The sequence below is a fragment of the Pigmentiphaga sp. NML030171 genome, assembly GCF_002188635.1.
Lineage (GTDB): Bacteria > Pseudomonadota > Gammaproteobacteria > Burkholderiales > Burkholderiaceae_B > Pigmentiphaga > Pigmentiphaga daeguensis.
The window spans coordinates 195,546-221,327 of sequence record NZ_NINX01000015.1; the positions used below are offsets into that span (position 1 = coordinate 195,546).

Annotated in this window: 23 protein-coding genes; 13 read left to right on the forward strand and 10 right to left on the reverse strand. The window is 68.6% G+C overall.

The window, feature by feature from the left end; translation table 11 throughout:
• Positions 1-79 precede the first annotated feature (79 nt).
• Together CDO46_RS03455 and CDO46_RS03460 are read left to right on the forward strand one after the other, a co-directional pair.
• Positions 80-1,747 (forward strand): amidohydrolase, encoded by a 1,668-nt coding sequence (locus CDO46_RS03455; RefSeq protein ID WP_087837160.1) that lies wholly within the window; start codon positions 80-82, stop codon positions 1,745-1,747.
• A gap of 11 nt (positions 1,748-1,758) precedes the next feature.
• On the forward strand, positions 1,759-2,751 hold the full coding sequence (locus CDO46_RS03460) for a tripartite tricarboxylate transporter substrate binding protein (protein ID WP_087837161.1): 993 nt from the start codon (positions 1,759-1,761) through the stop codon (positions 2,749-2,751).
• 21 nt (positions 2,752-2,772) lie between these two features.
• On the opposite strand, the gene CDO46_RS03465 is transcribed toward CDO46_RS03460, so the two are convergent.
• Positions 2,773-4,098, reverse strand: a complete 1,326-nt coding sequence (locus tag CDO46_RS03465) for a carbohydrate porin (RefSeq protein ID WP_254914551.1) — start codon at positions 4,096-4,098, stop codon at positions 2,773-2,775.
• A 104-nt stretch (positions 4,099-4,202) separates the two neighbouring features.
• On the opposite strand from CDO46_RS03465, the gene CDO46_RS03470 reads away from it, so the two are divergent.
• Positions 4,203-4,802 carry a UbiX family flavin prenyltransferase gene (locus CDO46_RS03470; RefSeq protein ID WP_087837162.1) on the forward strand — a complete coding sequence of 200 codons (600 nt, stop codon included), beginning with the start codon at positions 4,203-4,205 and terminating at the stop codon, positions 4,800-4,802.
• A gap of 206 nt (positions 4,803-5,008) precedes the next feature.
• Here CDO46_RS03470 and pobA read toward each other — a convergent pair whose 3' ends face one another.
• Positions 5,009-6,178, reverse strand: a complete 1,170-nt coding sequence (gene pobA / locus CDO46_RS03475) for a 4-hydroxybenzoate 3-monooxygenase (RefSeq protein ID WP_087837163.1) — start codon at positions 6,176-6,178, stop codon at positions 5,009-5,011.
• A gap of 123 nt (positions 6,179-6,301) precedes the next feature.
• Between pobA and CDO46_RS03480 the strand changes: the two genes are divergently transcribed.
• The 3 genes from CDO46_RS03480 (at position 6,302) to CDO46_RS03490 (ending at position 9,305) form a co-directional block, all read left to right on the forward strand.
• On the forward strand, positions 6,302-7,222 hold the full coding sequence (locus tag CDO46_RS03480) for a helix-turn-helix domain-containing protein (protein ID WP_176400650.1): 921 nt from the start codon (positions 6,302-6,304) through the stop codon (positions 7,220-7,222).
• A gap of 122 nt (positions 7,223-7,344) precedes the next feature.
• The gene (locus CDO46_RS03485) at positions 7,345-8,724 is read left to right on the forward strand and encodes an APC family permease (protein ID WP_087837165.1); all 1,380 of its coding nucleotides are present in this window, start codon (positions 7,345-7,347) and stop codon (positions 8,722-8,724) included.
• 29 nt (positions 8,725-8,753) lie between these two features.
• Positions 8,754-9,305 (forward strand): class I SAM-dependent methyltransferase, encoded by a 552-nt coding sequence (locus CDO46_RS03490; protein WP_087837166.1) that lies wholly within the window; start codon positions 8,754-8,756, stop codon positions 9,303-9,305.
• 175 nt (positions 9,306-9,480) lie between these two features.
• Here CDO46_RS03490 and recQ read toward each other — a convergent pair whose 3' ends face one another.
• The 4 genes from recQ to CDO46_RS03510 all read right to left on the reverse strand — a co-directional run bounded on the left by recQ (position 9,481) and on the right by CDO46_RS03510 (position 13,782).
• The gene (gene recQ / locus CDO46_RS03495) at positions 9,481-11,295 is read right to left on the reverse strand and encodes a DNA helicase RecQ (protein WP_087837167.1); all 1,815 of its coding nucleotides are present in this window, start codon (positions 11,293-11,295) and stop codon (positions 9,481-9,483) included.
• Positions 11,288-12,469, reverse strand: coding sequence for a cystathionine beta-lyase (gene metC / locus CDO46_RS03500; RefSeq protein WP_165963000.1), 1,182 nt, complete (start codon positions 12,467-12,469; stop codon positions 11,288-11,290). Before metC ends, recQ begins: the two co-directional genes overlap by 8 nt.
• 102 nt (positions 12,470-12,571) lie before the next feature.
• Positions 12,572-13,078, reverse strand: a complete 507-nt coding sequence (locus tag CDO46_RS03505; protein ID WP_087837169.1) for a gluconokinase — start codon at positions 13,076-13,078, stop codon at positions 12,572-12,574.
• A gap of 122 nt (positions 13,079-13,200) precedes the next feature.
• Entirely contained in the window at positions 13,201-13,782 is a 582-nt protein-coding gene (locus CDO46_RS03510) for a Spy/CpxP family protein refolding chaperone (protein WP_165963001.1), read from the reverse strand.
• A gap of 152 nt (positions 13,783-13,934) precedes the next feature.
• On the opposite strand from CDO46_RS03510, the gene CDO46_RS03515 reads away from it, so the two are divergent.
• The 6 genes from CDO46_RS03515 (at position 13,935) to minE (ending at position 20,456) form a co-directional block, all read left to right on the forward strand.
• A complete protein-coding gene (locus CDO46_RS03515) occupies positions 13,935-14,681 on the forward strand; it encodes a response regulator (protein WP_087837171.1) in 747 nt (248 codons plus the stop codon).
• On the forward strand, positions 14,678-16,180 hold the full coding sequence (locus CDO46_RS03520) for an ATP-binding protein (RefSeq protein ID WP_087837172.1): 1,503 nt from the start codon (positions 14,678-14,680) through the stop codon (positions 16,178-16,180). Before CDO46_RS03515 ends, CDO46_RS03520 begins: the two co-directional genes overlap by 4 nt.
• Before the next feature lie 205 nt (positions 16,181-16,385).
• Positions 16,386-18,149: a glutamine--tRNA ligase/YqeY domain fusion protein gene (locus CDO46_RS03525; RefSeq protein ID WP_087837173.1), complete on the forward strand. Its 1,764-nt coding sequence runs from the start codon at positions 16,386-16,388 to the stop codon at positions 18,147-18,149.
• A gap of 415 nt (positions 18,150-18,564) precedes the next feature.
• Positions 18,565-19,356 (forward strand): septum site-determining protein MinC, encoded by a 792-nt coding sequence (gene minC / locus CDO46_RS03530; RefSeq protein ID WP_087837174.1) that lies wholly within the window; start codon positions 18,565-18,567, stop codon positions 19,354-19,356.
• Positions 19,357-19,376: 20 nt separating this feature from the next.
• Positions 19,377-20,192, forward strand: coding sequence for a septum site-determining protein MinD (gene minD, locus CDO46_RS03535; protein WP_087837175.1), 816 nt, complete (start codon positions 19,377-19,379; stop codon positions 20,190-20,192).
• A 3-nt stretch (positions 20,193-20,195) separates the two neighbouring features.
• Positions 20,196-20,456 (forward strand): cell division topological specificity factor MinE, encoded by a 261-nt coding sequence (minE, locus tag CDO46_RS03540; protein WP_087837176.1) that lies wholly within the window; start codon positions 20,196-20,198, stop codon positions 20,454-20,456.
• Here the strand turns inward: minE and CDO46_RS03545 are convergent.
• Entirely contained in the window at positions 20,428-21,381 is a 954-nt protein-coding gene (locus CDO46_RS03545; RefSeq protein ID WP_087837177.1) for a LysR family transcriptional regulator, read from the reverse strand. The two genes, minE and CDO46_RS03545, sit on opposite strands and share 29 nt — an antisense overlap.
• A gap of 114 nt (positions 21,382-21,495) precedes the next feature.
• Here CDO46_RS03545 and CDO46_RS03550 point away from each other — a divergent pair, with 114 nt between their 5' ends.
• A complete protein-coding gene (locus CDO46_RS03550) occupies positions 21,496-22,665 on the forward strand; it encodes a mandelate racemase/muconate lactonizing enzyme family protein (protein WP_087837178.1) in 1,170 nt (389 codons plus the stop codon).
• Between the two features lie 23 nt (positions 22,666-22,688).
• On the opposite strand, the gene CDO46_RS03555 is transcribed toward CDO46_RS03550, so the two are convergent.
• The 3 genes from CDO46_RS03555 to CDO46_RS03565 form a co-directional block, all read right to left on the reverse strand.
• Positions 22,689-23,582 carry a hypothetical protein gene (locus CDO46_RS03555; protein ID WP_087837179.1) on the reverse strand — a complete coding sequence of 298 codons (894 nt, stop codon included), beginning with the start codon at positions 23,580-23,582 and terminating at the stop codon, positions 22,689-22,691.
• Positions 23,583-23,751: 169 nt separating this feature from the next.
• A complete protein-coding gene (locus CDO46_RS03560) occupies positions 23,752-25,119 on the reverse strand; it encodes a HAMP domain-containing sensor histidine kinase (RefSeq protein ID WP_087837180.1) in 1,368 nt (455 codons plus the stop codon).
• Positions 25,116-25,781: a response regulator transcription factor gene (locus CDO46_RS03565; protein ID WP_087837181.1), complete on the reverse strand. Its 666-nt coding sequence runs from the start codon at positions 25,779-25,781 to the stop codon at positions 25,116-25,118. Before CDO46_RS03565 ends, CDO46_RS03560 begins: the two co-directional genes overlap by 4 nt.
• Between the last annotated feature and the right edge of the window lies 1 nt (position 25,782).

Below are 25,782 nucleotides of genomic sequence, written 5' to 3' on the forward strand. Positions count from 1 at the left end.
CTATATGAATATTTCAATTTTTACAATTAGTCGACTCTGCTAGATTTGCCGGAACGCTTACCGCAGGAGCCCGCCGGCCGTGTCCCCCACCCTGGTCCTTCACCGAGGCAGGATCATCACCTGCGACGACCGCGGCGACGTCGCCTCGGCCGTCGCGATCCGCGGCCGGCACATCGCCGCCGTAGGCCGTGATGACGACATGCTCGCCCTGGCCGGCCCCGAGACCCGGGTCGTGGACCTGGGCGGCAAGGCGGTGCTGCCAGGGTTGACCGATGGCCACGCTCACATGGACCGCGAGGGCCTGCGGCGCCACCTGCCCAGCCTGGCCGGCGCGCGCACGCGGGACGACGTCCTGGACATCATCGCCGACGAAGCCGCCAAGGCCCCGCCGGGTACCTGGATCGTGACCCAGCCCATCGGCCAGCCTCCCGAATATCCCGAACCCGACGACGCGCTGGCGAACGGCCCCTACCCCACGCGCCACGACCTGGACCGGGTCAGCCCCGATCATCCCGTCTACATCCGGCCCATCTGGGGGTACTGGCGCAACCGCGCGCCCCTGGTCTCGGTGGCCAACAGCCGCGCCCTGGCGCTGGCCGGCGTGACGCCCGCCACGGTCTCGCCCTCGCCCGACGTCGACATCGAACGCGACGACGCCGGGCGCCCCACCGGCCGGTTCGTCGAGCGCACGCTGGTGCCCATCGTCGAACATACCCTGATGCGCGCCGCCCCCGGCTTCACCGCCGAGCAGCGCGCCAGCGGACTGCGGCACGCGATGGCCGAATACAACCGCTACGGCACCACCGCCGTATTCGAAGGCCACGGCGTGGCCGGCGAAGTCATCGACGCCTACGAAACGGTCCGCGGCCAGGGCGCATCGACCGTGCGGTCCACCCTGGTCCTGAGCCCCTATTGGGGACCTCGTGGCGGCGGGCAGGCGCTGGAGCTGCTGCGCGAATGGCGCACCTGGCTGGCTCGCCGCGGGCGGGGCGACGACATGCTGCGCGTGCAGGGTCTGTACGCCGAGATCGACAAGGATCCGCTGAACAACATGCTGCGGGCCGGCAATCATCCCTGCACCGGCTGGGCCGGCTTCCAGGCGGGAGCGGCGCTGGATGCCGGCGCGCTGGCGCCGCTGCTGGCCGAGGCCGCGCGGGCCGGCATCCGCGTGGCGGGCATCTGGCCCGACCTGCTGCCCCTGTTCGAACAGGCTCACCGCCAGCACCCCATCGACGACCAGCGCTGGGTGCTCGGCCACCAGCCGGTGGTCGACGCCGACACCCTGGCCCGCATACGCGATCTGGGTCTGGTGCTGACCACGCATACCAACCGCCATATCTACAAGGACGGCGACCTGTGGATGCAGCGCCGCGGCGCCGCCGGCCAGGACGACATCGTGCCGCTGCGCCGGCTGCGCGATGCCGGCGTCGCGGTGGCGTTCGGCAGCGACAACCTGCCGGTTTCGCTGTTCGGCCCCATCTGGCACGCGGTCGCGCGCCGCAGCCGCGGCGGCGCATCCGTTGCCCCCGGCCAGGCGCTGGGCCGGCAAGAGGCACTGGACGTCGCCACGCGGGGCGGCGCCTACCTGACATTGGACGAAGACGTCCGAGGTTCGATCGAACCCGGCAAGCTGGCCGACCTGGCGGTATTGAACGCCGATCCGCTGACCTGTGCCGAGGACGATATCCCTACGCTGCATTCCCTGTTGACGGTGGTCGACGGCCACATCGTCGCCCCCACCCCCTGAAGGAGATTCCCATGACATCCGTCCCGTTCCCGGCCCGCCGGCTGGCGGTCGCCAGCCTCGCCGCGGCCTGCGTCCTCGCCTCGACCGCCGCCGTCGCGGCCGATGTCTGGCCCTCGCGCCCCATCCGCGTGGTGGTTCCCTACGCGCCCGGCAACACCGGCGACATCACGCTGCGCTTCGTCCAGTTGCAACTGGAGAAGCAGTTCGGCGTGCGCATCCTGATCGACAACAAGAGCGGAGCTTCCGGCAACATCGGCGCCGACGAGGTGGTGCGCGCCACTCCCGACGGCTACACCTTCCTGCTGGGAGCGACCAACAACTTCGTCACCAACCAGTACCTGTTCAAGGGCATGCGCTTCGATCCGACCAAGGACCTGGTGCCGGTGTCCCTGCTGAGCAACGGCCCTTCCGTGCTGGTGGTCAACGGTTCGTCCGACATCCGCACCCTGTCCGACCTGACCGCCGAAGCAAAGAAGAATCCCGGCAAGCTGAACTTCGGATCACCCGGCAACGGCACCCCGCCCCACCTCGCGGCCGAGCTGTATAGCCAGCTCGCCAACGTGCAATTGACCCACGTTCCCTACCGGGGCTCGCCGCCCGCGGTCCAGGCTCTGCTGGCGGGCGAGATCCAGCTGTATGCGACCGCGCTCAGCTCGGTGGCCGGCCATGTGACCAGCGGCAGGCTGCGCGCCATCGCCGTGGCCGATGGCGCACGCCTGCCCATCCTGCCGTCGGTGCCGACCACGGCCGAGCAAGGCCTGCCGGGACTGGTCACGGGCAACTGGTGGGGGCTGGCCGCGCCGGTGGGCACCGACCCGCAGATCATCGACAAATTCTCGCGCGCGCTGCGCGAGGTATTGAAGGATCCCGCCATCCGCAAGCAGTACACCGACATCGGCGTCACGCCCATAGGCAGCACGCCGGCGGAATTCGCCGCGCGCATCAAGCAGGAGGCGCAGGCGTGGAAGGCCGTGATCGAGAAGGCCAACATCCAGCCCGAATGAGGCGGTTTCCGGCGAGGCGCCTCAGAATTCCGTGTGCAGGCGCACGCCGAACACCTTGGCCGGGCCGCGGTCGCGGTTGTAGCCGGGATGCCGGATGTACTGTGCATCGACGGTGATCCATAGCCGCTTCAAGGGGCGCCAGCTGTAATAGGCCTCGGCGATCTGCTCGGTACCGTAGTTCAGCGTGCCGTCGCCGAGGAAGGCGCCGGCCCCGCCGCGACGCAGGTATTCGCGATGGGAGGCGCTGAGCGCGTTGATCGCGGCCGCCACGCCCGCGGTGTCGCCCGGCCGCCCCCACGCCGCGCCGTCGAACACCACGCCGCCCGAGACCGATCGATCGATCTCGGTGAAGGCGTAGGTTTCGGTCTTGCCGTCGGCCCAGTTCAGGCGGATGAAGGCGGTGGCGCGATCGGACAGGCCCTGCTCCAGGCTCACCCCCATGCCGAGCTTGGCCCGCTCCTTGCGCACCGCCGCCAGGTCGGGCGTTCCGCCCCGCGCGGCCGCCAGCGCATCGCCGTAGCTTCCCATGTTCGCCTTGTTGCGGAAGGCCAGCACGCGCAGCGTACCGGGCCGGTCCAGCACCGCATACGACTTCTCGAATTCGACCTGGTCCCCGTAGTGGCGTCCCAGCCGCCGGTCCAGCGGCAGGCCGTTGGACTCCCTGGGCTGCATGAACCGGCCGGCGCGCACCGCCCAGCCCTCGTCGATGTATTCCAGCACCGCCCCCCAGGTGTAGCCCCGGGCGTCCGCGGCATAGTCGTAGCTGCCATGCGCCATGAAGGCCCAATTCATGAACTGCGTGCGCGGGTCGTGACTGACCGACACCGCGTCGAACACATCCAGCACCGAGATATTGCCCGCCGTCAGCACGATGCGCCGCTTGTCGACGAAGCCCGCGAGCTGGTTCATGTCCGCGTCGACCGCCTCGCGTCCGCCGCCCAGCCCCCAGGTCTGCCGCAGGAAGGCGCGGGCCCGGTAGAAGGTCATGTCGGAACCCGCGGTCTTGGCCAGCTCGCCGTTGGGCAGGCCACCCAGGCCATGCAGGCCGGAGAACGCGATGCCTTGCGAGCCTTCGCCGTTGAAATGGACCTCGGCCCCTTCCCACAGCCTGGCGCCCAGGTCCACGGTGGCCGTCAGCGAATAACTCGTTGCACGCGATCCCGACAGCGAGTTCTCCCCCTGGTACGGGGATGCGAACGAGGGCTTGCGCTGCCATACATAGGTCGACTGGGCATGGATGGCGAAGGCCTCCGCCTGGACCGGCGACGACTCCTGGGCCATGGCCGGCGTGGCCAGGAAAACGGTCAGCAGGAACCCACACGCCCGCAGCCGGCGGAACACGACCATCATTCTTCTTGTACTCGCGACGCGATCACCCAACGTACAATTATGCCGGCCCTGCGTGACACAGCGGTGACGCGGGGCGCCGAACAACGAGGAGACACCACCCCATGACCCCACCGCCGGCCGACCGTCAGCGCCAACGCCTGATCATCGCCATCACCGGAGCCAGCGGCTCCATCTACGGCCTGCGCCTGCTCGAAGCGCTGCGCGAACTGCCCGATTGGGAAAGCCACCTGGTCGTCTCCGAAGCCGGCGTGCTCAACACCATGCATGAACACGGGCTCGGCCGCAAGGACCTGGCCTCGCTGGCCGACGTGGTCTACCACCCCGGCGACGTCGGCGCCGCCATCGCGAGCGGCTCGTTCCTGACCGCCGGCATGGTCATCGCCCCCACCTCGATGAAGACCCTCGCGGCCGTGGCCCACGCCTACGCCGACAACCTGATCACCCGCGCCGCCGACGTCGTCCTGAAAGAACGCCGCCGCCTGGTCCTCCTGACCCGCGAGGCCCCCCTGAACCTCGCCCACCTGCGCAACATGGTCGCCGTCACCGAAATGGGCGGCGTCGTCTTCCCCCCCGTCCCCGCCTTCTACTCAGGCGCCCAGAGCGTCGACGACATCGTCAACCACACCGTGCTGCGCACCCTGGACCTCTTCGGCATCCACTCCGACCGCCTCAAACGCTGGAAAGGTTTAGGCGGCCGCTAGAAGCCCCCCTACGGCCTTCGGGCGCCCCCTCAAGGGGGCGGCGCTGGCGGACCGGCAAAGCCGGATCCGCGGCGCCCAGGATCAAAGCCAGCATGCGGTGCTCCGCACCGAGAACGACGACACAGACCACGACACGGTGGATCCGGCTCCGCCGGTCCACCGCCGTCGGCCCCCCGGGGGGCGCGCGTCAGCGCGTAGGGGGGATCTCAATACGGCAAGCCGACGTAGTTTTCCGCCAAGGCGGTCGAGGCGGCTTGTGAGCCGACCAGGTAGCCCAGCTCGGCATGCTGGATCTTCTGGCCGAAGTCGCCGTTCTCCGGGAACTTGTGCATCAGCGAGGTCATCCACCAGGAGAAGCGGACGGCCTTCCAGACCCGGTCCAGGCACCGTTCGGAATAGGTCTCGATGCCCTGCTGGTCGCCGCCGTAGTGGCGGATGATGGCATCGGACAGGTAGCGTACGTCCGAGACCGCCAGGTTCAGCCCCTTGGCGCCGGTGGGCGGAACGATATGGGCCGCGTCGCCGGCCAGGAACAGCCGGCCGAAGCGCATGGGTTCGGCCACGAAGCTGCGCAGCGGCGCGATGCTTTTCTCGATGGACGGGCCGGTCACCAGCGAGTCGGCCGCCTTCGCATCCAGCCGGCTGCGCAGTTCGTCCCAGAACCGTTCGTCGGACCAGTTCTCGACCTTGTCGTCCAGCGAACACTGCACGTAGTAGCGGCTGCGCGTGTGCGAGCGCATGCTGCACAGCGCGAAGCCGCGCTCGTGGTTCGAGTAGATGAGCTCGTCCGACACCGGCGGCGTCTCGGACAGAATGCCCAGCCAGCCGAAGGGATAGATCTTCTCGTAGGTCTTGATGGCGGAGGCCGGCACGCTGGCGCGGCTCACGCCGTGGAAGCCGTCGCAGCCGGCGATGAAGTCGCACTCCACCACGTGCTCGACGCCGTCCTTGCGATACGTGACCTTGGGCCGGTCGGTGCCGAAGTCGTGCACACGGACCTGCTCGGCCTCGTAGACCGACGCGTAGCCGGCCGCCTGGCGCGCGTCCATGAGATCGTGGGTGACCTCGGTCTGCCCGTAGACCATGACGCTCTTGCCGCCCGACAACGTCTTCAGGTCGATGCGGTGGCGCTGGCCGTCGAAGCACAGCTCGATGCCGTCGTGCACCAGGCCCTGCTCGTGCATGCGGCGGCCGGCGCCGATCTCGTCCAGCAGGTCGACCGTGCCCTGCTCCAGGACGCCCGCGCGGATGCGGCCCAGTACGTATTCCTTGCTGCGCTGCTCGATGATGAGCGTCTCGATGCCCGCCCGGGAAAGGATCTGCCCGAGGAAGAGCCCGGCCGGACCGGACCCGATGATTGCGACTTGGACCCTCATGGCGTGTCTCCTGCATGTGTTCTGACTTCCAGGCATCTTAAGAGCCGGGTCGGCGGCGCGCGATAGATTATGGAGACATCTTCATGGATAATCCGAACATCTTGCGTGCCAGGAACCATGGCCATGAAAAGCATCGTCCCCACCTATGCCCTGTATGGGGAACACGGCAAGAACCTCGTCCCGGAAAGCCTTCACTGCGAATCCATCCCGCAACGCAGCCGCCTTTACGACTGGGAGATCAAGCTGCACCGCCATGACCTGTTCGTGCAAATTCTGTACATACGGTCAGGTACCGCCGACATCCAGTTCGACGATCGCCGCTTCACCGTCCACGGCCCGTGCGCCCTGTTCGTTCCCGCCCTGCACGCGCATGGCTTCCGCTTTTCCGAGGACATAGACGGCGCGGTCATCACCATCGTCACGCAGCAGATGGAAAGCCTGCTGGCTCGCCACGCGGAGCTCCTTCCTCATTTCCAGGCACCACGCCACGTCCCGTTCGAGCCCGGGGAAGCGGCCTACGCGCCCTTCGCCCAATCGATCGAGCTGCTGCTGGCCGAATACGACGAAGCCCACGCCTGGAGACTGGCCCTGCTCGAATCGCTGCTGGGCACCGTGCTGGTCCTGCTGGCGCGCAAGGCCGCCACGCTGGCCGGCCCCCGGCCGGGCCGGCGCAGCTCGCGCGGCGTCATGCACCTGCACCGCTTCAAGACCCTGCTGAACCGGAGCTTCCGCGAGCAGCGCGACATCGCCTATTACGCCGAGCGCCTGGGCATCACCCCCACGCAGTTGAACCGGATCTGCCGCGACGAGCTCGGCCTGTCGGCCCTGGGCGTCATCAACGACCGCCTGCTGACCGAGGCGCGCCGCGACCTCGCCTATTCGTCGCTGAGCGTGAAGGAAATCGCCCTCACGCTGGGCTTTTCCGACCCTGGCTATTTCTCGCGCTTCTTCACCAAGCACACAGGCGCATCGCCCAGCGACTTCCGCACCATGGTGCGCGACCAGCTCGACCGCAACCGTGCCGCGCCTCCCCCGGGGGCTTGACCGTCTTCGGCTTTCGCCATTACTTTCAGGAACTTGTAAGCTTGCCGCCCGCGCCGCCGGGCGTGCCGCTTGCTGCGCCGGACGATCACGCATCCCTGCCCTGCACCGAGGACCCTCCCGTCATGAGCAACGCGTTCCCCGCATCGACCCCGCATGCGTCCAACCCGGATGCCGCCGCCAGGCCCCCCACTCGCCCGCTCCTCGGTACGCTGGACATCATGGCGCTGGTCGTGGGCATCGTCATCGGGGCCGGCATCTTCAGCGCGCCGTCGCTGGTGGCGATGCACGCGGGCTCCCCGGCCGCGATGATGATGGCCTGGATCGTCGGCGGCATGATCTCCGTCGCCGGCGCGCTGTGCTACGCGGAACTGGCCAGCACCTACCCGCATGCCGGCGGCGACTACCACTATCTGCGGCGCGCCTTCGGTACCCGGCTGTCCTTCCTGTTCGCGTGGGCCCGCCTGACCGTCATCCCCACCGGCTCGATCGCCCTGCTCGGCTACATCTTCGGCGACTATGCCACGCAGATCGCCAATCTCGGACCGGCTTCGCCCGCCATCTACGCCGCCGCGATCATCGTCGTGCTGACGCTGGTGAACGTGGCGGGACTGAGCACCGGCAAATGGACGCAGAACCTGCTGACGGCCCTGGAAGTCGGCGGCGTCGTGCTGATCATCGCCGTGGGCCTGCTGTTCGCGCCCGAGACAGCGCCGGCCGCGCCGGCTGCCCCCGCCTCGGGCGTCGCCAACTGGGGCCTGGTCCTGATCTTCGTGATGCTGACCTACGGCGGGTGGAACGAGGCCGCCTACATCTCGGCCGAGGCCTCGGGCCCTGGGCGGACCCTGCCGCGGGCGCTGTTCTGGAGCCTGGCGCTGATCACGCTGCTGTACCTGCTGGTCAACCTGGCCTACCTGAACGTGCTGGGCCAGGATGGCATGGGGGCCTCGTCGGCCGTCGCCGCCGACATGATGCGGCGGGCGCTGGGCGAACCGGGCGCGCAACTGATCGCGCTGCTGATCGCGATCTCGGCGCTGACCTCCGCCAACGCCACCATCCTGACCGCCGCGCGCACCACCTACGCCTTCGGCCAGGACACCCCGGCCTTCTCGATGCTGGCCAAATGGCATCCGCAGTGGAACACACCGGTCAACGCCTTGTGGGTCCAGGCGGCCATCTCGCTGGCGCTGGTCGCGCTGGGGGCCTTCACCCGCAGCGGCTTCGCCACCATGGTCGAATACACCGCGCCGGTGTTCTGGCTGTTCTTCGTGCTGAGCGGCGTGGCGCTGCTCGTGCTGCGGCGCAAGGACCCCGGCGCCCATCGCCCCTTCCGCGTGCCGCTCTATCCGCTGACGCCGCTGCTGTTCATCGCCACCAGCGGCTACCTGTTCTATGCCAGCCTGCGCCATACCGGCGTCGGCGCCCTGGTGGGCGTGGCCGTGCTGGGCGTGGGCGCCCTGCTGATGCTGGCCCAGCCCCGCGGCCGCACGCCGTCCGCATCCTGACCCGCCACTTCTCCGGGAGCCTTCCAGCCATGAAACGCCGCCAGTTCTGCCTGACCACCCTGGCCGCCGCCGCGGCCGCGCCCGCCTGGGCCCAGTCCTTCGGCACCGCCAAGCCCCTGCCCCGCACACCCGACGTGATCTTCGTGCCCACGCCCCAGACGGTGGTGGACGCCATGCTGCAGGTAGCCAAGGTCGGCCCCGACGACATCCTGTACGACCTGGGATCGGGCGACGGCCGCATCCCGATCACCGCGGCCAAGCGCTTCGGCACGCGCGGCGTGGGCATAGACCTGGACCCCCAGCGCATCAGCGAGGCCAACGCCAACGCGCGCAGCCAGCAGGTGACCGACAAGGTCCGATTCATCCAGGGCGACCTGTTCGAACAAGACCTGAGCCCGGCCACCGTCATCACGCTCTACCTGCTGCCCAATCTCAACCTCAAGCTGCGACCCACCCTGCTCGCGCTCAAGCCCGGCACGCGCATCGTCTCGCACGCGTTCGACATGGGCGACTGGGAACCGGAGCAGACCCTGACGGTAGACAGCAAGCGGATCTACTTCTGGACCGTGCCGGCTCGCTAGGCTGAATGGACATTCATGGCATCCATGATGGCTAAGGGCCAACCGCGCCAACTCCGGGAAGTCCCGGCAAAGCCGGGACCGGCTACGCTGCGCCTGCGCGCCCGCCCGGCCCCGGCGCCCCGGACAAGACCGGATAAAGAAAATGAATGTCGAGTCAGCCTAGGTTGGCGGCGGGTCAGAACCTCTCTACCCGCTCCAGGATCTCCTGGCCATAGGCCTCGAGCTTGCGCGCCCCCACCCCGCTGATCGCCCCCAGTTCGGTCAGCGACGCAGGCCGCGCCAGGGCGATTTCCCGCAGGGTCGCATCATGGAAGATGACGTAGGCCGGCACGCCATGGCTGCGCGCCACTTCGCCCCGCCAGGTGCGCAGCGCGGTGAACAGCGCCTCGGCCTCTGGCGGCAGGGTAACGGCGGAACGGGCCCGCGAGCTTTCGCGCGCACGGGCCGGCTTGGCGGGCTCGCGCCGCAGCATCAGCGTGCGCTGGCCCTTGAGCACGCTGCGGCTACCCTCGGTCAGGGCCAGCGTGCCGAAGGCCTCGTGGTCCACCGTCAGCAGGCTTTGCGCGATCAACTGGCGCAGCACGTTGCGCCAGTCCTTCTCGCTCAGGTCCGCGCCTATGCCGAACACGCTGAGTTCGTCGTGCCGGTGCTGCTCGACCTTTTCGTTTCGCTTGCCGCGCAGGATGTCGATCACGTGCCCGGCGCCGAAACGCTGGCCGCGTTCTTTCCATAGCCGGTAGACCGCCGACAGGATCTTCTGCGCCGCCTCGGTGCCGTCCCAGGCCTGGGGCGGTTCCAGGCAGGTATCGCAATTGCCGCAGGCCTGCGAGGCCTGGCCGAAATACTGCAACAGCCGCACGCGCCGGCACTCCACGGTCTCGCACAGCCCCAGCATCGCTTCTAGCATGGACGCCGAGCGGCGCTTGTAGGCCTCGTCGCCGGTCGACTCGTCGATCATGCGGCGCTGCTGCACCACGTCCTGCAAGCCATAGGCCATCCAGGCCGTGGCCGGCAGGCCGTCGCGTCCGGCCCGCCCGGTTTCCTGGTAGTAGCCTTCCACCGACTTGGGCAGGTCCAGGTGGGCGACGAAACGCACGTCGGGCTTGTCGATGCCCATGCCGAAGGCAATGGTGGCCACCATGACCACGCCGTCCTCGCGCAGGAAGCGCGCCTGGTTGGCCGCCCGCGTGGCGGCGTCCAGGCCGGCGTGGTAGGGCATGGCATCGATGCCCTGGGCCCGCAGCGCCTCGGCGGTTTCCTCGACCTTGGCGCGCGACAGGCAATAGACGATGCCGGAATCGCCCGCGTGCTCCTGCTTCAGGAAATCGAGCAACTGGCGGCGCGGATCGTTCTTTTCGACGATGCGGTAGCGGATGTTGGGGCGGTCGAAACTGGAGACGAAATGCTGCGCGTCCTCGAGCCCCAGCCGCTGGGCGATCTCGACCCGCGTCGCCTGGGTGGCGGTGGCCGTGAGGGCGATGCGGGGCACGTCCGGCCAGCGCTCGTGCAGCGCGGACAGGCCCAGGTATTCGGGCCTGAAGTCATGCCCCCATTGCGACACGCAGTGCGCTTCGTCGATCGCGAACAGGGCGATGCGGCCGCGCTCGAGCAGGGCCAGGCAGCGATCGGTCAACAGGCGCTCGGGCGCCACGTACAGCAGGTCGAGCTCGCCGGCCACGAACGCGCGCTCGACCTCGCGCACACGCGCGAAGTCCTGGGTGGAGTTCAGGAAGGCCGCCCGCACGCCCAGTTCGGTCAAGGCATCGACCTGGTCCTGCATCAGCGCGATCAGGGGCGAGACGACCACGCCGGTTCCGCTGCGCACCAGTGCCGGTACCTGATAGCACAGGGACTTGCCCGCGCCGGTCGGCATCAGCACCAGCGCATCGCCGCCGCCGATCACGTGGTCGACGATCTCCTGCTGTGGTCCGCGGAACTGGTCGTAGCCGAAAACCCGGTTCAGGACCTCCAGCGCGCTGCCGTCAGCCATGCGCCGCGGCCTTGTCGTGCAACAGGTCCAGTCCCTGGCGCAGGTCGGCGATCAGGTCGGCCGGATCCTCCAGGCCGATGTGCAGCCGCACGGCGGGCCCCTCGGGCTGCCACCTGGTGGCCGTGCGATAGGCCGCGGCATGCACGACCGTGATCAGGCTTTCGAAGCCGCCCCAGCTCGAACCGATGCCGAACAGTTTCAGGCCGTCGACGAAACGCGCCAGCGCGGCGTCGTCGACCGGCTTGAGCACCACCGAGAACAGGCCCGAGGCGCCCCGGTAGTCGCGCTTCCAGAGCGCATGGCCGGGATCGCTTTCCAGCGCCGGATACAGCACCCGGGACACTTCCGGCTGGGCCTCGAGCCAGCGTGCCACCTGCAGCGCGTTGCGCTCGTGCTGGCGCAGGCGCACGCCCAGCGTGCGCAGGCCGCGCAGGGCCTGGTAGCAATCGTCGGGACTGACGCTGTAGGCATAGTCGTACACCGTCTGGCGCACCGGCTTCCAATAGCGCTCGTTGGTGGCGACCACGCCTATCATCAGGTCGGAATGGCCGCCTATGTACTTGGTGCCCGCATGGATGGAGATGTCCACGCCCAGTTCGAACGGCGAGGCGAAATACGGCGTGACCCAGGTATTGTCGGCCAGCACCGGGATGTCGCGCGCATGGGCCGCCGCCGCGATGGCGGGGATGTCCTGCATTTCGAAGGTGAGCGAACCCGGGGACTCGCAGAACACCGCGCCGGTGTTGTCGCGCAACAAACCAGCGATGCCGGCGCCGATGAGCGGATCGTAGTATTCGACATCGACCCCCAGGGGCACGAGCCTGCGGTCGCAGAAGCCGCGTGCCGGCGAATACGCCGAATCGGCCACCAGCAGGTGCTGGCCCGGCTTGAGCACCGCCAGCAGGGCCACGACGATGGCCGACAGGCCGTTGGGCGTGGCCACCGCCTGGTGCGCGCCCTCGAGCCTGGCCACGGCCTCTTCGAAGGCGAAGGTCGTGGGCGTGCCGTGGCGGCCGTAGCTGACCGGCTTCTTCGTCAGGTCGCGCGGCGCCTCGTACGACTCGATCGTGGGATGGATGACGGTGGAAGTGCGGAAGACGGGCGTGTTGACCATGCCGGCATAGGCTTCGGGAGCGCGTCCGGCATGCGCCAACAGCGTATCGGGCTTGGGCATGGACATCTCTGGCAGGTTCGGGCGGGTCGCCGATCACAGGGGATTTTAGCGAAGTCGGCTGGATATCGAAGCCGAAGCGGCGCCAAGCCGGACAAGAAGGCCTCACTGGGCCGCCCGTGCGTCCCCCTGGGCCAGGCTCGCGGCGATCCGGTCGACGATTTCCTCGGGCGTGCGCTCGGCATCGACCACGATGCCCCGTCGGGGCACCTCCAGCGCCTGGAACTGGCTGCGCGCCAGGGCGGGATCGAAGAAATGCCCCCGGCGGCGAGCCAGCCGCCGCATGACCGTCTCGTAGGAAACGTTCAGGTGGACGAACACGACGTCCTCGCCGGGCCGGGCCAGCGCGTCGCGATAGCGCTGCCGCAGGGCGGAACAACTGAACACGTGGGTGCGGCCGCCGGCCAGGACGGTCTCGATGGCGGCGCGCATGGCTCGCAGCCATGGTTCCCGATCGGCGTCGCCCAGCGCCACCCCGCGCGACATCTTCTCGATGTTGGCCTCGGGATGGAACTCGTCCGCGTCCGAATAGCCGCAGCGCAGGCGGGCGGCCAGCAGCTTGCCTATGGTCGTCTTGCCGCTGCCCGATACTCCCATGATGATCACCACCATGACCGTCTCCCGTGGCGGCCGTCCGCAATATCGGCCGGAAAACCCCTCTTCTCGCAAGAAACGTACCTCATTGCGCAAAAAAAACCGGCGCATCGCTGCGCCGGTTTTCCGGTCCGCCGTGATCAGCTTTTGGACGGAGCATCCTGACGGCGATGCTCGCGCATGCGGTCGCCCCGTTCCAGGCGCTGCTTGACCGCGTCGGTCACGACCTGCTTTTGCTTGCCGTCCAGCGAATCATAGGCGGCCAGCCAGGCGTCCCGGGCGGCATCCAGCTTGGGCTTGACGGCCGCGCGTTCGGCGTCGTGCCGGGCACTCAGCGCCCGCAGGTCCAGGGGACCGGCGGCGACCTGCGTGCGCAGGGCCTTGATGCCTTCCTCGCGCTGCGCCCGCATGGCCTGGCCGGCCTCGCGACTGGCGCTCTGCGCCGCATCCCACAGCTTCTGCTGCGAATCGGTCAGGTTCAGCCTGGACTTCAGGTGTCCCAGCATGGCCAGTGGCGACTGCTCCATGCCGCCCCGGAAGAAGTGATGTCCCTTGGCTCCATGGTGGCCCATGGGGCCCCGATGGCGTTCCGGCGCGGGCTTCTGTTCGGCCTGCGTGGTATTGTCGCCCGCGGCCTGGGCATGGGCGGCCTGCAGCACGCCTGCGCCCCCGGTAGCCAGGGCCAGCGACAGCGCGATCGTACGAAGGGCGTTCTTGGTCATTGCATTACTCCTTGTCGACACCGCATCGGACTGCGGCGGTGAGGGCATTCTTGTTCCAGACCCGTTTCGGACCGGTTGCGGGGCGGGGCCCATCTGTTTCAACCGATTTCAGGCAGCTTGCGGGTCCTGCCCCGCCACGCGAACATTCCCCCATGGAAAAATCCGCCATCAAACTGCTCGTGGTCGATGACGACCCGGCTCTGCGCCAGCTCCTGGCCGACTACCTGAACAAGCAGGGCTACGACACACTGCTGGCGCCGGACGCCACCGACCTGGAAGCGCGCATCACCCGCTACGCGCCCGCCCTGCTGGTGCTCGACCGCATGCTGCCGGGCGGCGACGGCGCGGAAGCCTGCCGCCGCCTGCGCGAACGCGGCGAGGACCTGCCCGTGATCCTGCTGACCGCGCGCGACGAGACGGTGGACCGCATCATCGGCCTGGAATCCGGCGCCGACGACTACCTGGGCAAGCCCTTCGATCCGCGCGAGCTGCTCGCCCGCATCGAGGCGGTGCTGCGGCGCAAGAGCGGCCCCTCGGCGCTGGTCAAGGACGCCCCGGTCTCGTTCGGCCCCTTCATCTTCGACGCCAAGGCCCGCACCCTGCATCGCGGAGCCGAGCAGGTACGCCTGACCGGCGGCGAATTCAACTTGCTGGAGGCCCTGCTGCGCAACGCGGGCAAGCCGCTTTCGCGCGAGAGGCTGCTGGCCCTGGCGCGCGACGACGAGGCCGGCGAGCGCAACGACCGCGCCATCGACATCGCCATCCTGCGCCTGCGCCGCGCCATCGAGGACGACCCCAAGCAGCCGAAATGGATCCAGACCGTCTGGGGCATCGGCTATCGGTTCTCTCCCCTGGCCCCGAACGACGATCCGGCGCCGGCCTCGCCGTCCCTGCCATGAACGCACCCGCGCGCCGAGGCTGGGCGGGCCGCCTGGTGCCGCGCTCGCTGCGCGCGCGCCTCGTCCTGCTGATCCTGGGCGCGGTGCTGGTCGCGCAGGCCACGACCTTCCTGGCCATCGAGCACTACCGCCGCAACGTCCTCGAGAACGTCACCCCGGACCTCATGGCGACCACGATACGCACCCTGCGCGCGTCCATCGCGCAGATCGACGAGAGCGAGCGCGCCGCCTTCGTCGCGGCGGCCTCCCAGGGCGAGTGGCGGCTGGTCTCCCGCCCCATCCCGCCCCGGCCCCGGCCGGGCGAGCCCCCACGGCGGGAAGGCCGCCCGGCCCACCCCCGGTTCGAACCGCTGCCTGGGGGCCGCATGCCGCCCGACTACCGGTCCGGCGAATTCCGCTTCGGCCCCGAGCGCCGCGGCCCGCGCGAGGCCCCGCGCTGGGCCGACGACGACCCCCGCCACGCCATGCGGGGCCTGATCCAGCGCCTGAACGCCCAGTTGGCGGACGGCTCGCGGGTAGCGCTGTCCCGCGGCCCCGAACCCGCCCTGTTCATCTCCCTCACGCCCGGCCTGGGCAATGACGACGAACCGCTCATGCGGTCCTGGCTGGTCATCTCGCTCGAACGCATCAGCCCGCCCGTCAAGACGCCCCTGATCGTCATGTGGCTGGGCGGGGTCGGCGCGATCCTGCTGCTGGCCGCCTGGTTCTCCTGGCACATCACGCGCCCCATCACCTCGCTCGCCCATGCCGCCGATCGCCTCGCGGCCGGCAAGCCGGAGCGGGTGGAACCGGCCGGCCCGCACGAGACCCAGGTCCTGGGCGAACGCTTCAACGCCATGCTCGATGCGCTGAACGAGTCCGACAAGGTGCGCCGCACGCTGCTGGCCGGCCTGCCGCACGACCTCAAGGGCCCGCTGTCCAGGATGCGCCTGCGCACCGAGATGGTCGACGATCCGGCGCTCAAGGACGGCCTGCGGCAGGACGCCGAGGACATGCAGCACATCGTCGACCAGTTCATCGGCTTCGTGCGCGGCACCGACCGCGCCACCTACCATTTCACCCCCATCGACCTGGGCGACTGGCTGCGGGAACGGATCCACGCCTGGCAAGGCACCGGCAGCCAGATCGACTATCCGTCCCCCCCCACCGGCGAGATCGTGGTCAACGCCGACGCCGTCGCGCTGGCGCGGCTGGTCGACAACCTGATCCAGAACGCCATGCAGCACGGCGCCCCGCCCCTGGAGATCACCCTGGAAGCCCGCTCCGGCGAGGCCCGCCTGGGCGTGCGCGACCATGGCCCGGGCATCAGCCCCGACCGCTACGAAGACGCCCTGCGCCCCTTCTCCCGCCTGGACCCCGCCCGCAGCCGCACCGGCAACGTCGGCCTGGGCCTCGCCCTGGTCGACGCCATCGCCCGCGCCCACGGCGGCCGGATCGTCCTGGAAACCCCGGCAGGCGGCGGCCTGCGGGTCATCGCGGCCATCCCCCTCCCCCCCTGACCCCACCCCGCCAGCCGGACCTCCCTCAGGCACTGCGGATCCGCTCCGCCGGTCCGCCAGTGCCGCCCCAAGGCGGGTCCCGGCCCCCTTGGGGGGCTGCCGCGCAGCGGCCGGGGGCTCACCATGTCGGGCGCGCGCGGCGCGTAGGGGGACCAGCGTTATGGCAAAATCGAAGCAAGGACCAGTTCGTCCACCCCTATTTCCAATGACCACACCGAACAAACCCGCTCCCGCTCCAGCCACCAATTTCCTGCGCAATATCGTCGAGGCCGATCTGGCCGCCGGGCGCTATGCCGAGAAACACTGGGCCGGCCACCCCGGCCCGGCGTCGGACCTGGCCGGCGCTCCGCTGGATCCGGCCCGCATCCGCACGCGCTTTCCGCCCGAGCCGAACGGCTACCTGCACATCGGCCATGCCAAGAGCATCGCCCTGAACTTCGGCCTCGCCCGCGACTATGGCGGCGTCTGCCACCTGCGGCTGGACGACACCAATCCCGAGAAGGAAGAACAGCGCTACGTCGACGCCATCGTCGATGCCGTGCGCTGGCTGGGCTACGACTGGACGGCGTTCGGCACCGAGCACTACTACCACGCCAGCGACTACTTCGACTTCATGTACGAGGCGGCCGAGGCGTTGATCATGGCCGGCCACGCCTACGTGGACGAACAAAGCCCCGAGGAAATCCGCGCCATGCGCGGCACGCTGACCGAAGCCGGCACCGATTCGCCGTGGCGCAGCCGCCCGCCCGAGGAGTCCGTCGCCCGCCTGCGCGAGATGCGCGACGGCAAGCATCCCGACGGCTCGATGGCCCTGCGGGCGAAGATCGACATGGCTTCGCCCAACATGAACCTGCGCGACCCGGTGCTGTACCGGATCCGCCATGCCACGCACCATCGCACGGGCGACAAGTGGTGCATCTACCCGATGTACACCTACGCCCATCCCATCGAGGATGCGCTGGAAGGCATCACCCACAGCATCTGCACGCTGGAATTCGAAGACCAGCGGCCGTTCTACGACTGGCTGCTGAACAACCTGCGCGAGCTGGGCCTGCTGGAGGCGCCCCTGCCCCACCAGCACGAGTTCGCGCGGCTGAACCTGACCTACATCATCACCAGCAAGCGCAAGCTGCTGCAACTGGTCAACGACGGCCACGTCAGCGGCTGGGACGACCCGCGCATGCCCACCATCCTGGGCCTGCGCCGGCGCGGCTATACCCCCGAGGCCATCCAGCTGCTGTGCGAGCGCACCGGCGCCTCGAAGTCGGACTCCTGGATCGACTATTCGCTGCTGGAGCAGGCGCTGCGCGACGACCTGGACCCCAAGGCGCCGCGTACCGTGGCGGTGCTGCGCCCGCTCAAGCTGGTCATCACCAACTATCCGGAAGGCCAAACCGAGGAATGCTCGGCCCCCCGCCATCCCCACCATCCGGAAATGGGCAAGCGGACCTTCCCGTTCGGGCGCGAACTCTGGATCGAGCAGGAGGACTTCGAGGAAACCCCGCCCAAGGGCTTCTTCCGCCTGTTCCCCGGCAACATGGTGCGGCTCAAGTACGGCTACGTGGTCAAGTGCACCGGCTTCGTCAAGGACGAGGCCGGCAAGGTGGTCGAGGTCCAGGCCGAATACCTGCCCGACACCAAGAGCGGCACGCCCGGCGCGGACAGCGTCAAGGTCAAGGGCAACATCACCTGGCTGCACGCCCCCACGGCCGTGCCCGCCGAGATCCGCCTGTACGACCGCCTGTTCACCGAACCCAATCCCAGCGCCGGCGGCAAGGATTTCATCGAGTACCTGAACCCCAACTCGGTCGAGACCATCCAGGGCTACCTGGAACCCGGCACCGACGGCACGCCGGGCACTTCCTACCAGTTCGAACGCTTCGGCTACTTCGTCGCCGACCGCGAAGACTCGTCCACCCTGGCCCCGGTCTTCAACCGCACCACCACGCTCCGCGACACCTGGAAGTAGTCGTCCCCCCCTACGCGCTGACGCGCGCAAGGAAAGCCCACCCCCTACGCCCTCCGGGCGCCCCCTCAAGGGGGCGATGCGGGTGGACCGGCAAAGCCGGATCCACCGCATCCTGCGGTCTAGAGTTTTTATCTTGGATTGGGGTACCTGTGCTTCGCTGGCTGCCAGCGGTAGCAGCGGTGCATCAAACCAAGAAAGCCGCACTAGACCCAGGAAACCGCGGATCTGGCTCCGCCAGTCCGCTGGTTTCGCCCCCTGGGGGGGGCGCCCGAAGGGCGTAGGGGGGGGACCTCCCTAGCCCCGGCGTGGGCGTTAGCGGTTGTGTCGGTGGGGCCGACACAACCGCTAACGCCCACGCCGGGGCGCCTACCGGTAGAATCTGCATTTTGCGCATTTGCGCCGTCCGGCGCCGCCCATGGAAGCCAGTCCCGTACTTGATATCAAGAGCACCTCGCTCTACGCCATCCGCGTGGTGTTGCATTCTTCCGACCTCCAGGCCGTGCTGGCCGCGCTGGACCAGCGGATGGAGGAGGCAGCCGGCTTCTTCGAAGACGAACCGGTGGTCATCGACGCCTCTCGGCTGACCGAACCGCTCGACTGGAACCAATTGGCCGAGGCCCTGAAGCGGCACGGCTTGCCGACCATAGGCATCATGGCTCCGGCGGATCTGGCCGAATCGGCGCGCCAGGCCGGCCTGGCCCTGTTGTCGCTGCCCGCCGCGCCGGCCCGGTCGCCCGCGCCCGAGCCCGAGGCCGCCGCCGAGCCGGAACCCGCGCCAGCCGCCCAGGCGCCGGCTCCCGCCCCCAGCCAGCCGGAAACGCCGCCCGCCACCGAAACCGTGGCCGAGCAGCCGCCCGCGGCGCCGCATGCCGTGCCGACCATGGTCATCGACAAGCCCCTGCGCTCGGGCCAGCGGGTCTACGCCCGCCATGCCGACCTGATCGTCATGGGCGTGGTCAGCCACGGCGCCGAGGTCATCGCCGACGGCAACATCCATGTCTACGGCCCGCTGCGCGGCAAGGCCATGGCCGGCGCCCGCGGCGACACCAAGGCACGCATCTATACCACCCGGCTCGAAGCCGAGCTGGTCGCCGTCGCCGGCGTGTACCGCACGCTGACCACGGCGCTTTCCCCCGACATCCAGGACAAACCGGCATTGATCCGCCTCGACGGCGAGAAATTGCTGGTCGAACCGTTGCCCATCTAACTCATAAGGACCCACTCCCCATGGCACGTATCGTTGTCGTGACTTCAGGCAAAGGCGGCGTCGGCAAGACCACCACCAGCGCCAGTTTCGCTGCAGGGCTGGCGCTGCGCGGCCACAAGACGGCAGTCATCGATTTCGACGTCGGCCTGCGCAACCTCGATCTCATCATGGGTTGCGAGCGCCGCGTGGTCTACGACCTGATCAACGTCATCCAGGGCGAAGCCACCCTGAACCAGGCCCTGATCCGCGACAAGCAGCTCGACAACCTCTACATCCTGCCGGCCTCGCAAACGCGCGACAAGGATGCCCTGACGCAGGAAGGGGTCGAGAAGGTCATGGAAGGGCTGAAGGAAATGGACTTCGCCTACATCGTCTGCGATTCGCCCGCGGGCATCGAATCGGGCGCGCTGATGGCGGCCTACTTCGCCGACGACGCGCTGGTCGTGACCAACCCGGAAGTCTCGTCGGTGCGCGATTCGGACCGCATCCTGGGCATCCTGTCGGCCAAGTCGCGCCGCGCCGTCAACAGCGAGGAACCGGTCAAGGAACACCTGCTCCTGACGCGCTACAACGCCAAGCGCGTGGCCGACGGCGAAATGCTGTCACTCAAGGACGTCGAGGACATCCTGCGCATCAAGCTGATCGGCGTCATTCCCGAATCCGAAGACGTGCTGCAAGCCTCGAACCAGGGCCTGCCCGCCATCCACCTGAAGGGTACCTCGGTGGCCGAAGCCTACCAGGACGTCGTCGCCCGCTACCTGGGCGAGGACAAACCGCTGCGTTTCGTCGATTACGAAAAGCCCGGCCTGTTCAAGCGTCTGTTCGGAGGGAAATAATCGATGTCGCTGCTCTCCTTTTTCCTAGGACAGAAAAAGCCGCCGTCGGCCGGTGTCGCCAAGGAACGGTTGCAGATCATTCTTGCCCACGAACGATCGGGCTCCGGCGCCTCGGCCGATTACCTGCCGCAATTGCAGAAGGAGCTGGTGGCCGTCATCTCGAAGTACGTCAAGATCAATCCGGACGACATCAAGGTGAACCTGGAGCGCCAGGACACGCTGGAAGTGCTGGAAGTCAAGATCGAGATGCCTTCGGCGACCTGATGCCGCCCGGCTCGCGCGGCCCCGGCGTCCCCGCGCCGGCGGCCCGCCAGAATGCCTCGGCCGCGGCGGGTTCGGCCGCGCCGCGGCGGTACAGGCGGATGTCCAGCTCGATGCGCCAGGACGGTTCCCCCGCCTCCATCAGTTTTCCCTCGCCCAGTTCGTCGCGGACCAGACTGGCCGGCAGCCAGGCGACGCCACGGCCGCTGCGCGCCATCGATTGCAGCACCGTCGCCAGGTGCGCCGTCACCGCCACATCCGCCCGCAACCGTGCCAGCGCGGCTCCATGCACGGCCCGGACGATGCGCCCCAGGCCCGATTCCGCGCTGTACGCCAGGATGGGCACGCGCTTGCCCGACGTCCCGCCCAGCACGAAACGCGGCCGGCCTTGCCGGTCCGGCGCGCAAACCGGCAGCAGCACGTCGTCGCCCACCTTGATGGACGGATAGGCCGAGGCGTCCAGCCGGGCCGGGGCCTGCTCGTGCGCGTGGCACAGGAAGAACTGCGCCCGCCCCTGGGTCATCAGCGCCTCGCATTGCTGGGCGACGTCCGACACCAGCTGTATGGGCCCCAGGCTCAGGCCGGACTCCAGGCCACGCAGCCAGTCGGGCAGGAAGGTCAGCGACAGGGCATGCGTGGCCGCGAAGCGCAGCGTGGCCGAGCTGGCCTGCGCCACCCGGCGGGCCTCGTCGGGGATGCGCTCCACGCGCGCCAGCATGTCCTGGGCCGTGGTCCGGAACCACAGCCCCGTCTCCGTCAGGGTGACGGGATGCGTGGCCCGGTCGAACAGCGTCACGCCCAGCCATTCCTCCAGCATGCGTATGCGGCGGCTGAAGGCCGGCTGCGTCATGTGCCGCAGCTCGGCCGCGCGCGAGAAGTTGCCGCACTCGGCCAGGACCAGGAAATCTTCCAGCCAGATCAGGTTCATGGCCGATGCTTACAGAGCATGGAAAAAGAGAAAACTAGCATTGGCCGCCCGATGCGGCAAACGGCATGATACGTCCATGCAGCCGGCCTTCCGCCCGGCCCTCCTGGAGTTTCCATGTCCGTGCGCATTCTCGAAATCCGCGAAGTCACCAAGCCCATTTCCTCGCCCATCCGCAACGCCTACATCGACTTCACGAAGATGACCAGCAGCCTCGTGGCCGTGGTCACCGACGCGGTGCGCGACGGCAAGCGCGTGATCGGCTACGGCTTCAATTCCAACGGCCGCTACGGCCAGGGCGGGCTGATCCGCGAACGCTTCGCGCCCCGCATCCTCGAAGCCGACCCGAAGTCGCTGCTGAACGATGCCGGCACCAACCTGGACCCGCACCGCGTCTGGGCCGCCGCGATGTCCAACGAGAAACCCGGCGGCCACGGCGAACGCTCGGTGGCCGTGGGCACGATAGACATGGCCGTCTGGGACGCCGTCGCCAAGATCGAAGGCAAGCCCCTGTTCCGCCTGCTGGCTGAACGCCATGGCGTGACGGCCGATCCGCGCGTGTTCGTCTACGCCGCGGGCGGCTACTACTACCCCGGCAAGGATTTGTCGGCCCTGCGCGCCGAGATGCGTTCATACCTCGACCGCGGCTACAACGTGGTCAAGATGAAGATAGGCGGCGCCTCCATCGACGAGGACCGCCGGCGCATCGAGGCGGCATTGGCCGAGATCGAGGGCCGCGGGCAACTGGCGGTGGACGCCAACGGGCGCTTCGACCTGGACACCGCCATCGCCTACGCGAAGATGCTGCGCGACTACCCCCTGTTCTGGTACGAAGAGGCCGGCGATCCGCTGGACTACGCCTTGCAGGCCGCGCTGGCCGAATACTACCCGGGCCCCATGGCCACCGGCGAGAACCTGTTCAGCCACCAGGACGCCCGCAACCTGATCCGCTACGGCGGCATGCGGCCGGACCGCGACTGGCTGCAGTTCGATTGCGCGCTGTCCTACGGCCTGGTCGAATACGAGCGCACGCTGCAAGTGCTGCGCACGCACGGCTGGTCGCCCCGCCGCTGCATCCCCCACGGCGGGCACCAGATGTCGCTGAACATCGCCGCCGGCCTGGGCCTGGGCGGCAACGAAAGCTATCCGGACCTGTTCCAACCCTACGGCGGCTTCCCCGACGGCGTCCGGGTCCAGGACGGACACATCGTCATGCCCGAGCTGCCGGGCATCGGCTTCGAGGGCAAGAGCGACCTGTACGCGGAAATGCGGCGGCTGGCGGAGTAGATCCGCCAGTCCGCTCCTTGCGTTTACAGATCGCCCTCAGTGATCGACGTGCTCTTGCCCGAGGAAGACTTGACGGAGATCGTCGTGACGCCCTTGTCCGAAGTGGCGATGGTCGTATCGACGGTCTCGGCGTCGGTCTTGGCGCGCAGGCCGCCGCTGATCAGCTCGCCGAAAGCGATCCGGGCCACGACCGGCGAAGTCAACGACACCCGGTAGTCGAACTCGCCCAGCGGCGAGCGGGAACCCTTGGCCCGGTAGTCGACCTTGGTCATCGTGTCGGTGTCCGTGGCATGGTCGGTGCTGAATTCGGAGGCATACTCGCTGATCTCCATCGACACGCCGCTCTCGGTCAGCTTGACCGCGCCCGAGATCTTCAGGGTGCTCGTGCCGTCGTCGGTGTCCGGAGCGCCACCGGGCGTGGTAGCCGCCTTCAGCACGAAATCGCCGTCCAGCGTAGTGTCGTCGTCCACTTTCATGCCGCGGAACGGAAACGTCATCGTCGCCGCGGCCGGCTCGTCGTTATCGAAGATGTCGCCGCTGACGTCGCTGAACGTGACGGTCGTCTTGCCAGTCAGCACCACGTCATCGTCATCGCACCGGTCGAACTGGATGTCGACCTTGTCGCCGTTGCCCGGGATGGGGCCGCTACTGGCCCGAGTAAGCGTGGCCGTATAGGTGCCGCCGTCGTCACAAGGCTGGGGACCGCTCGGCGCACCATCGTCCAGGAAGCTGAGCGCCTGGCCGGCTGCGGATATCGTAACCTGCGGCACGCCCAGGCTGATACCTATCACATCGAAGGCGAGCTCCTGGAGCTGCTTCTCGGAATAGGTAGGCTTGGCGGGATCGTCGCTGCCGCCACAGGCGGCCAGCAGTGCCAGCGCGACAGCGGCGCCGGTGGTTTTCAGGACATGGTGCATCGGGATTCCCCCTGGGTGTTTTCTTGGAATGGCTTGATGCCATCTGCATCCTAGGAGGCGTACGTTCTTACGACAATCCTCCAAATTGAGGAATTCCCGTTCGCTGAAATGTTCCTGGCGGGGATAGACATCTCATCCGCGAGCCGGCGCAAATGGCAGGAGCGAATGCTTACTCTTTTCGGAGCTGGCCTGGTAAGGTGATGGAAACACGAAGCCCTCCCAGATCCGGGGAGCGCGAGAAACCGATCACGCCCCGATAGGCCTCGACCAGATCCCGGGCGATCGCCAGCCCGAAACCGGTACCCGGGCGGGACTCGTCCCAGCGGCGGCCCCGCTCGATGCGCAGGGCCTCGTCCCCGGGCAACCCCGGGCCGTCGTCCTCGATGACCAGCGTCCAGTCCCGCTCGCCGGCCTGGCGGGCCACCAGCCGGATCTGGCTGTGGGCCCACTTGCGCGCGTTGTCCAGCAGGTTGCCGAGTATCTCCATCAGGTCGCCCTCGTCTCCCGCGAAGCAGAGCCCCTTGGCGACGTCGGCGTCCCAGTCCAGCGACTGCGCGCCGGGCAACGTCTGCAGCGCGCGCAGGGTCTTGTTCACGGCGTCGCCGACCGGCGTCGAACGATACCCGAGCGCGGCCGCCATGCCGGCGCGAGCGCGCGCCAGCGTGCGGTCGACCTGGCGCCGCATGGCGCCGACCTGCTCGTCGATCTCGTCCGCCAGCGCTGCCTGCCCGCCGTCGCGGGCGCGGCGTGCCGCCGCCGCCATGACGGCCAGCGGCGTCTTCAACCCATGCGCCAGGTCGCCTGCCTGGGTGCGTGCACGTTCGAGCGAAGCGTCATGGAACGCCAGCAACCGGTTCAGTTCATCCACCACCGGCTGGACTTCGTCAGGCACGCCGCGCGGCAGCTCGCGGCCATGTCCGCTGCGCACCGCCTGCAGGTGGGCCTGCAGGTCGCGGAAGGGGCGCAGCGCCAGATGGATGAACCCCGCCATGGCGATGATGAGAAGCAGGCCCAGTCCGACCAGCGAAGGAACCAGCAGGCTCAGGAACGAACGGCGCTCGGCCTGCAGGTCGGCACGGTCCAGCGCCACCAGCAAGTGGACCCGCGCATCGGTGGCTGTATCGTCCAGGACGATGGTGCGTTCGATCGACAACAGGCGCGAATGCTCCGGACCGTCGATCCAGCGCGCGCGCAAGGGGCGCCCTGGCGGCGTATCGATAGTGGGCAGCGCCTCGTCCCATAGCGAACGCGAACGCAGCTGCTGGCGCCGGGGCCCGTCGATCTGCCAGTACAGGCCGCCATAAGGCTGCTCGAAGCGCGGATCGCTCGGGGCCGCCTCCAGGCCCATCGTTCCGTCGCCTTCCAGGCGGACTTGCGCGGCCAGCGCCTTCAGGTACAGGGCCAGCTCGGCGACCGCGCGCCGCTCCATCTGGCGGTCGAAGATCAGCGTGAGCCCGACGCCCCCCGCCGCCAGCGCCAGCAGGATCATCAGCGCCGCGGCGCACCCCAGCCGGACCAGCAGCGAACGGCGGCTCATCGGGCGTCGTCGGGAATCAGATAGCCGTGGCCCCGCCGCGTCTCGATCAGGTCGACCCCCAGCTTGCGGCGCAGCCGGGCGACCAGCGCCTCGATGGCATTAGTGTCCCGGTCGCTGCCGGTTTCGTAGATGTGCTCGATCAGCTCGCTCTGCGACAGCACGCGGCCCGGGTGGTGCAGGAAATAGGCCAGCAGCCGGTATTCCAGAGAAGACAGCGTCATCGCGGACCCATGCACGGTAACCAGCCGGGTCCGGGTGTCGATTTCCACGGGCCCGGCGCGCAGTATGGCCGACGATTGGCCCGCCGCGCGCCGCGTGATCGCGCGCAGCCGGGCCAGCATTTCTTCCATCTGGAAGGGCTTGGCCAGGTAGTCGTCGGCGCCGGCGTCGATGCCCTCGACCTTGTCGCGCCAGCCGTCGCGCGCCGTGAGGATCAGTACCGGGGTGGCGATGTCCGCCGCGCGCAGCCGTTTCAGGACGGTCAATCCGTCCAGCTTGGGCAGGCCCAGGTCGAGCACGATGGCATCGTAGTCTTCGGTGCCGGCCCGGAACCACGCGGTTTCGCCGTCGGCCGCCTCGTCCACGGCATAGTGCGCGCGCTCCAGCCCGGTACGGATATCGGCCGCGATGCGCGGCTCGTCTTCGACTACCAGTATGCGCATG

Bases quoted from the DNA above. Each gene is read 5' to 3' on its own strand.
- CDO46_RS03465 (WP_254914551.1), bottom strand. From the start codon at position 4,098: ATGGTCGTGTTCCGCCGGCTGCGGGCGTGTGGGTTCCTGCTGACCGTT.
- CDO46_RS03560 (WP_087837180.1), bottom strand. From the start codon at position 25,119: ATGAGCCGCCGTTCGCTGCTGGTCCGGCTGGGGTGCGCCGCGGCGCTG.
- CDO46_RS03515 (WP_087837171.1), top strand. From the start codon at position 13,935: ATGGAAAAATCCGCCATCAAACTGCTCGTGGTCGATGACGACCCGGCT.
- CDO46_RS03505 (WP_087837169.1), bottom strand. From the start codon at position 13,078: ATGGTGGTGATCATCATGGGAGTATCGGGCAGCGGCAAGACGACCATA.
- CDO46_RS03490 (WP_087837166.1), top strand. From the start codon at position 8,754: ATGAAACGCCGCCAGTTCTGCCTGACCACCCTGGCCGCCGCCGCGGCC.
- CDO46_RS03550 (WP_087837178.1), top strand. From the start codon at position 21,496: ATGTCCGTGCGCATTCTCGAAATCCGCGAAGTCACCAAGCCCATTTCC.
- CDO46_RS03520 (WP_087837172.1), top strand. From the start codon at position 14,678: ATGAACGCACCCGCGCGCCGAGGCTGGGCGGGCCGCCTGGTGCCGCGC.
- minC (WP_087837174.1), top strand. From the start codon at position 18,565: ATGGAAGCCAGTCCCGTACTTGATATCAAGAGCACCTCGCTCTACGCC.
- CDO46_RS03460 (WP_087837161.1), top strand. From the start codon at position 1,759: ATGACATCCGTCCCGTTCCCGGCCCGCCGGCTGGCGGTCGCCAGCCTC.
- CDO46_RS03565 (WP_087837181.1), bottom strand. From the start codon at position 25,781: ATGCGCATACTGGTAGTCGAAGACGAGCCGCGCATCGCGGCCGATATC.
- CDO46_RS03470 (WP_087837162.1), top strand. From the start codon at position 4,203: ATGACCCCACCGCCGGCCGACCGTCAGCGCCAACGCCTGATCATCGCC.
- minE (WP_087837176.1), top strand. From the start codon at position 20,196: ATGTCGCTGCTCTCCTTTTTCCTAGGACAGAAAAAGCCGCCGTCGGCC.
- CDO46_RS03510 (WP_165963001.1), bottom strand. From the start codon at position 13,782: ATGACCAAGAACGCCCTTCGTACGATCGCGCTGTCGCTGGCCCTGGCT.
- recQ (WP_087837167.1), bottom strand. From the start codon at position 11,295: ATGGCTGACGGCAGCGCGCTGGAGGTCCTGAACCGGGTTTTCGGCTAC.
- CDO46_RS03480 (WP_176400650.1), top strand. From the start codon at position 6,302: ATGAAAAGCATCGTCCCCACCTATGCCCTGTATGGGGAACACGGCAAG.
- pobA (WP_087837163.1), bottom strand. From the start codon at position 6,178: ATGAGGGTCCAAGTCGCAATCATCGGGTCCGGTCCGGCCGGGCTCTTC.
- CDO46_RS03545 (WP_087837177.1), bottom strand. From the start codon at position 21,381: ATGAACCTGATCTGGCTGGAAGATTTCCTGGTCCTGGCCGAGTGCGGC.
- CDO46_RS03555 (WP_087837179.1), bottom strand. From the start codon at position 23,582: ATGCACCATGTCCTGAAAACCACCGGCGCCGCTGTCGCGCTGGCACTG.
- CDO46_RS03485 (WP_087837165.1), top strand. From the start codon at position 7,345: ATGAGCAACGCGTTCCCCGCATCGACCCCGCATGCGTCCAACCCGGAT.
- minD (WP_087837175.1), top strand. From the start codon at position 19,377: ATGGCACGTATCGTTGTCGTGACTTCAGGCAAAGGCGGCGTCGGCAAG.
- CDO46_RS03525 (WP_087837173.1), top strand. From the start codon at position 16,386: ATGACCACACCGAACAAACCCGCTCCCGCTCCAGCCACCAATTTCCTG.
- metC (WP_165963000.1), bottom strand. From the start codon at position 12,469: ATGCCCAAGCCCGATACGCTGTTGGCGCATGCCGGACGCGCTCCCGAA.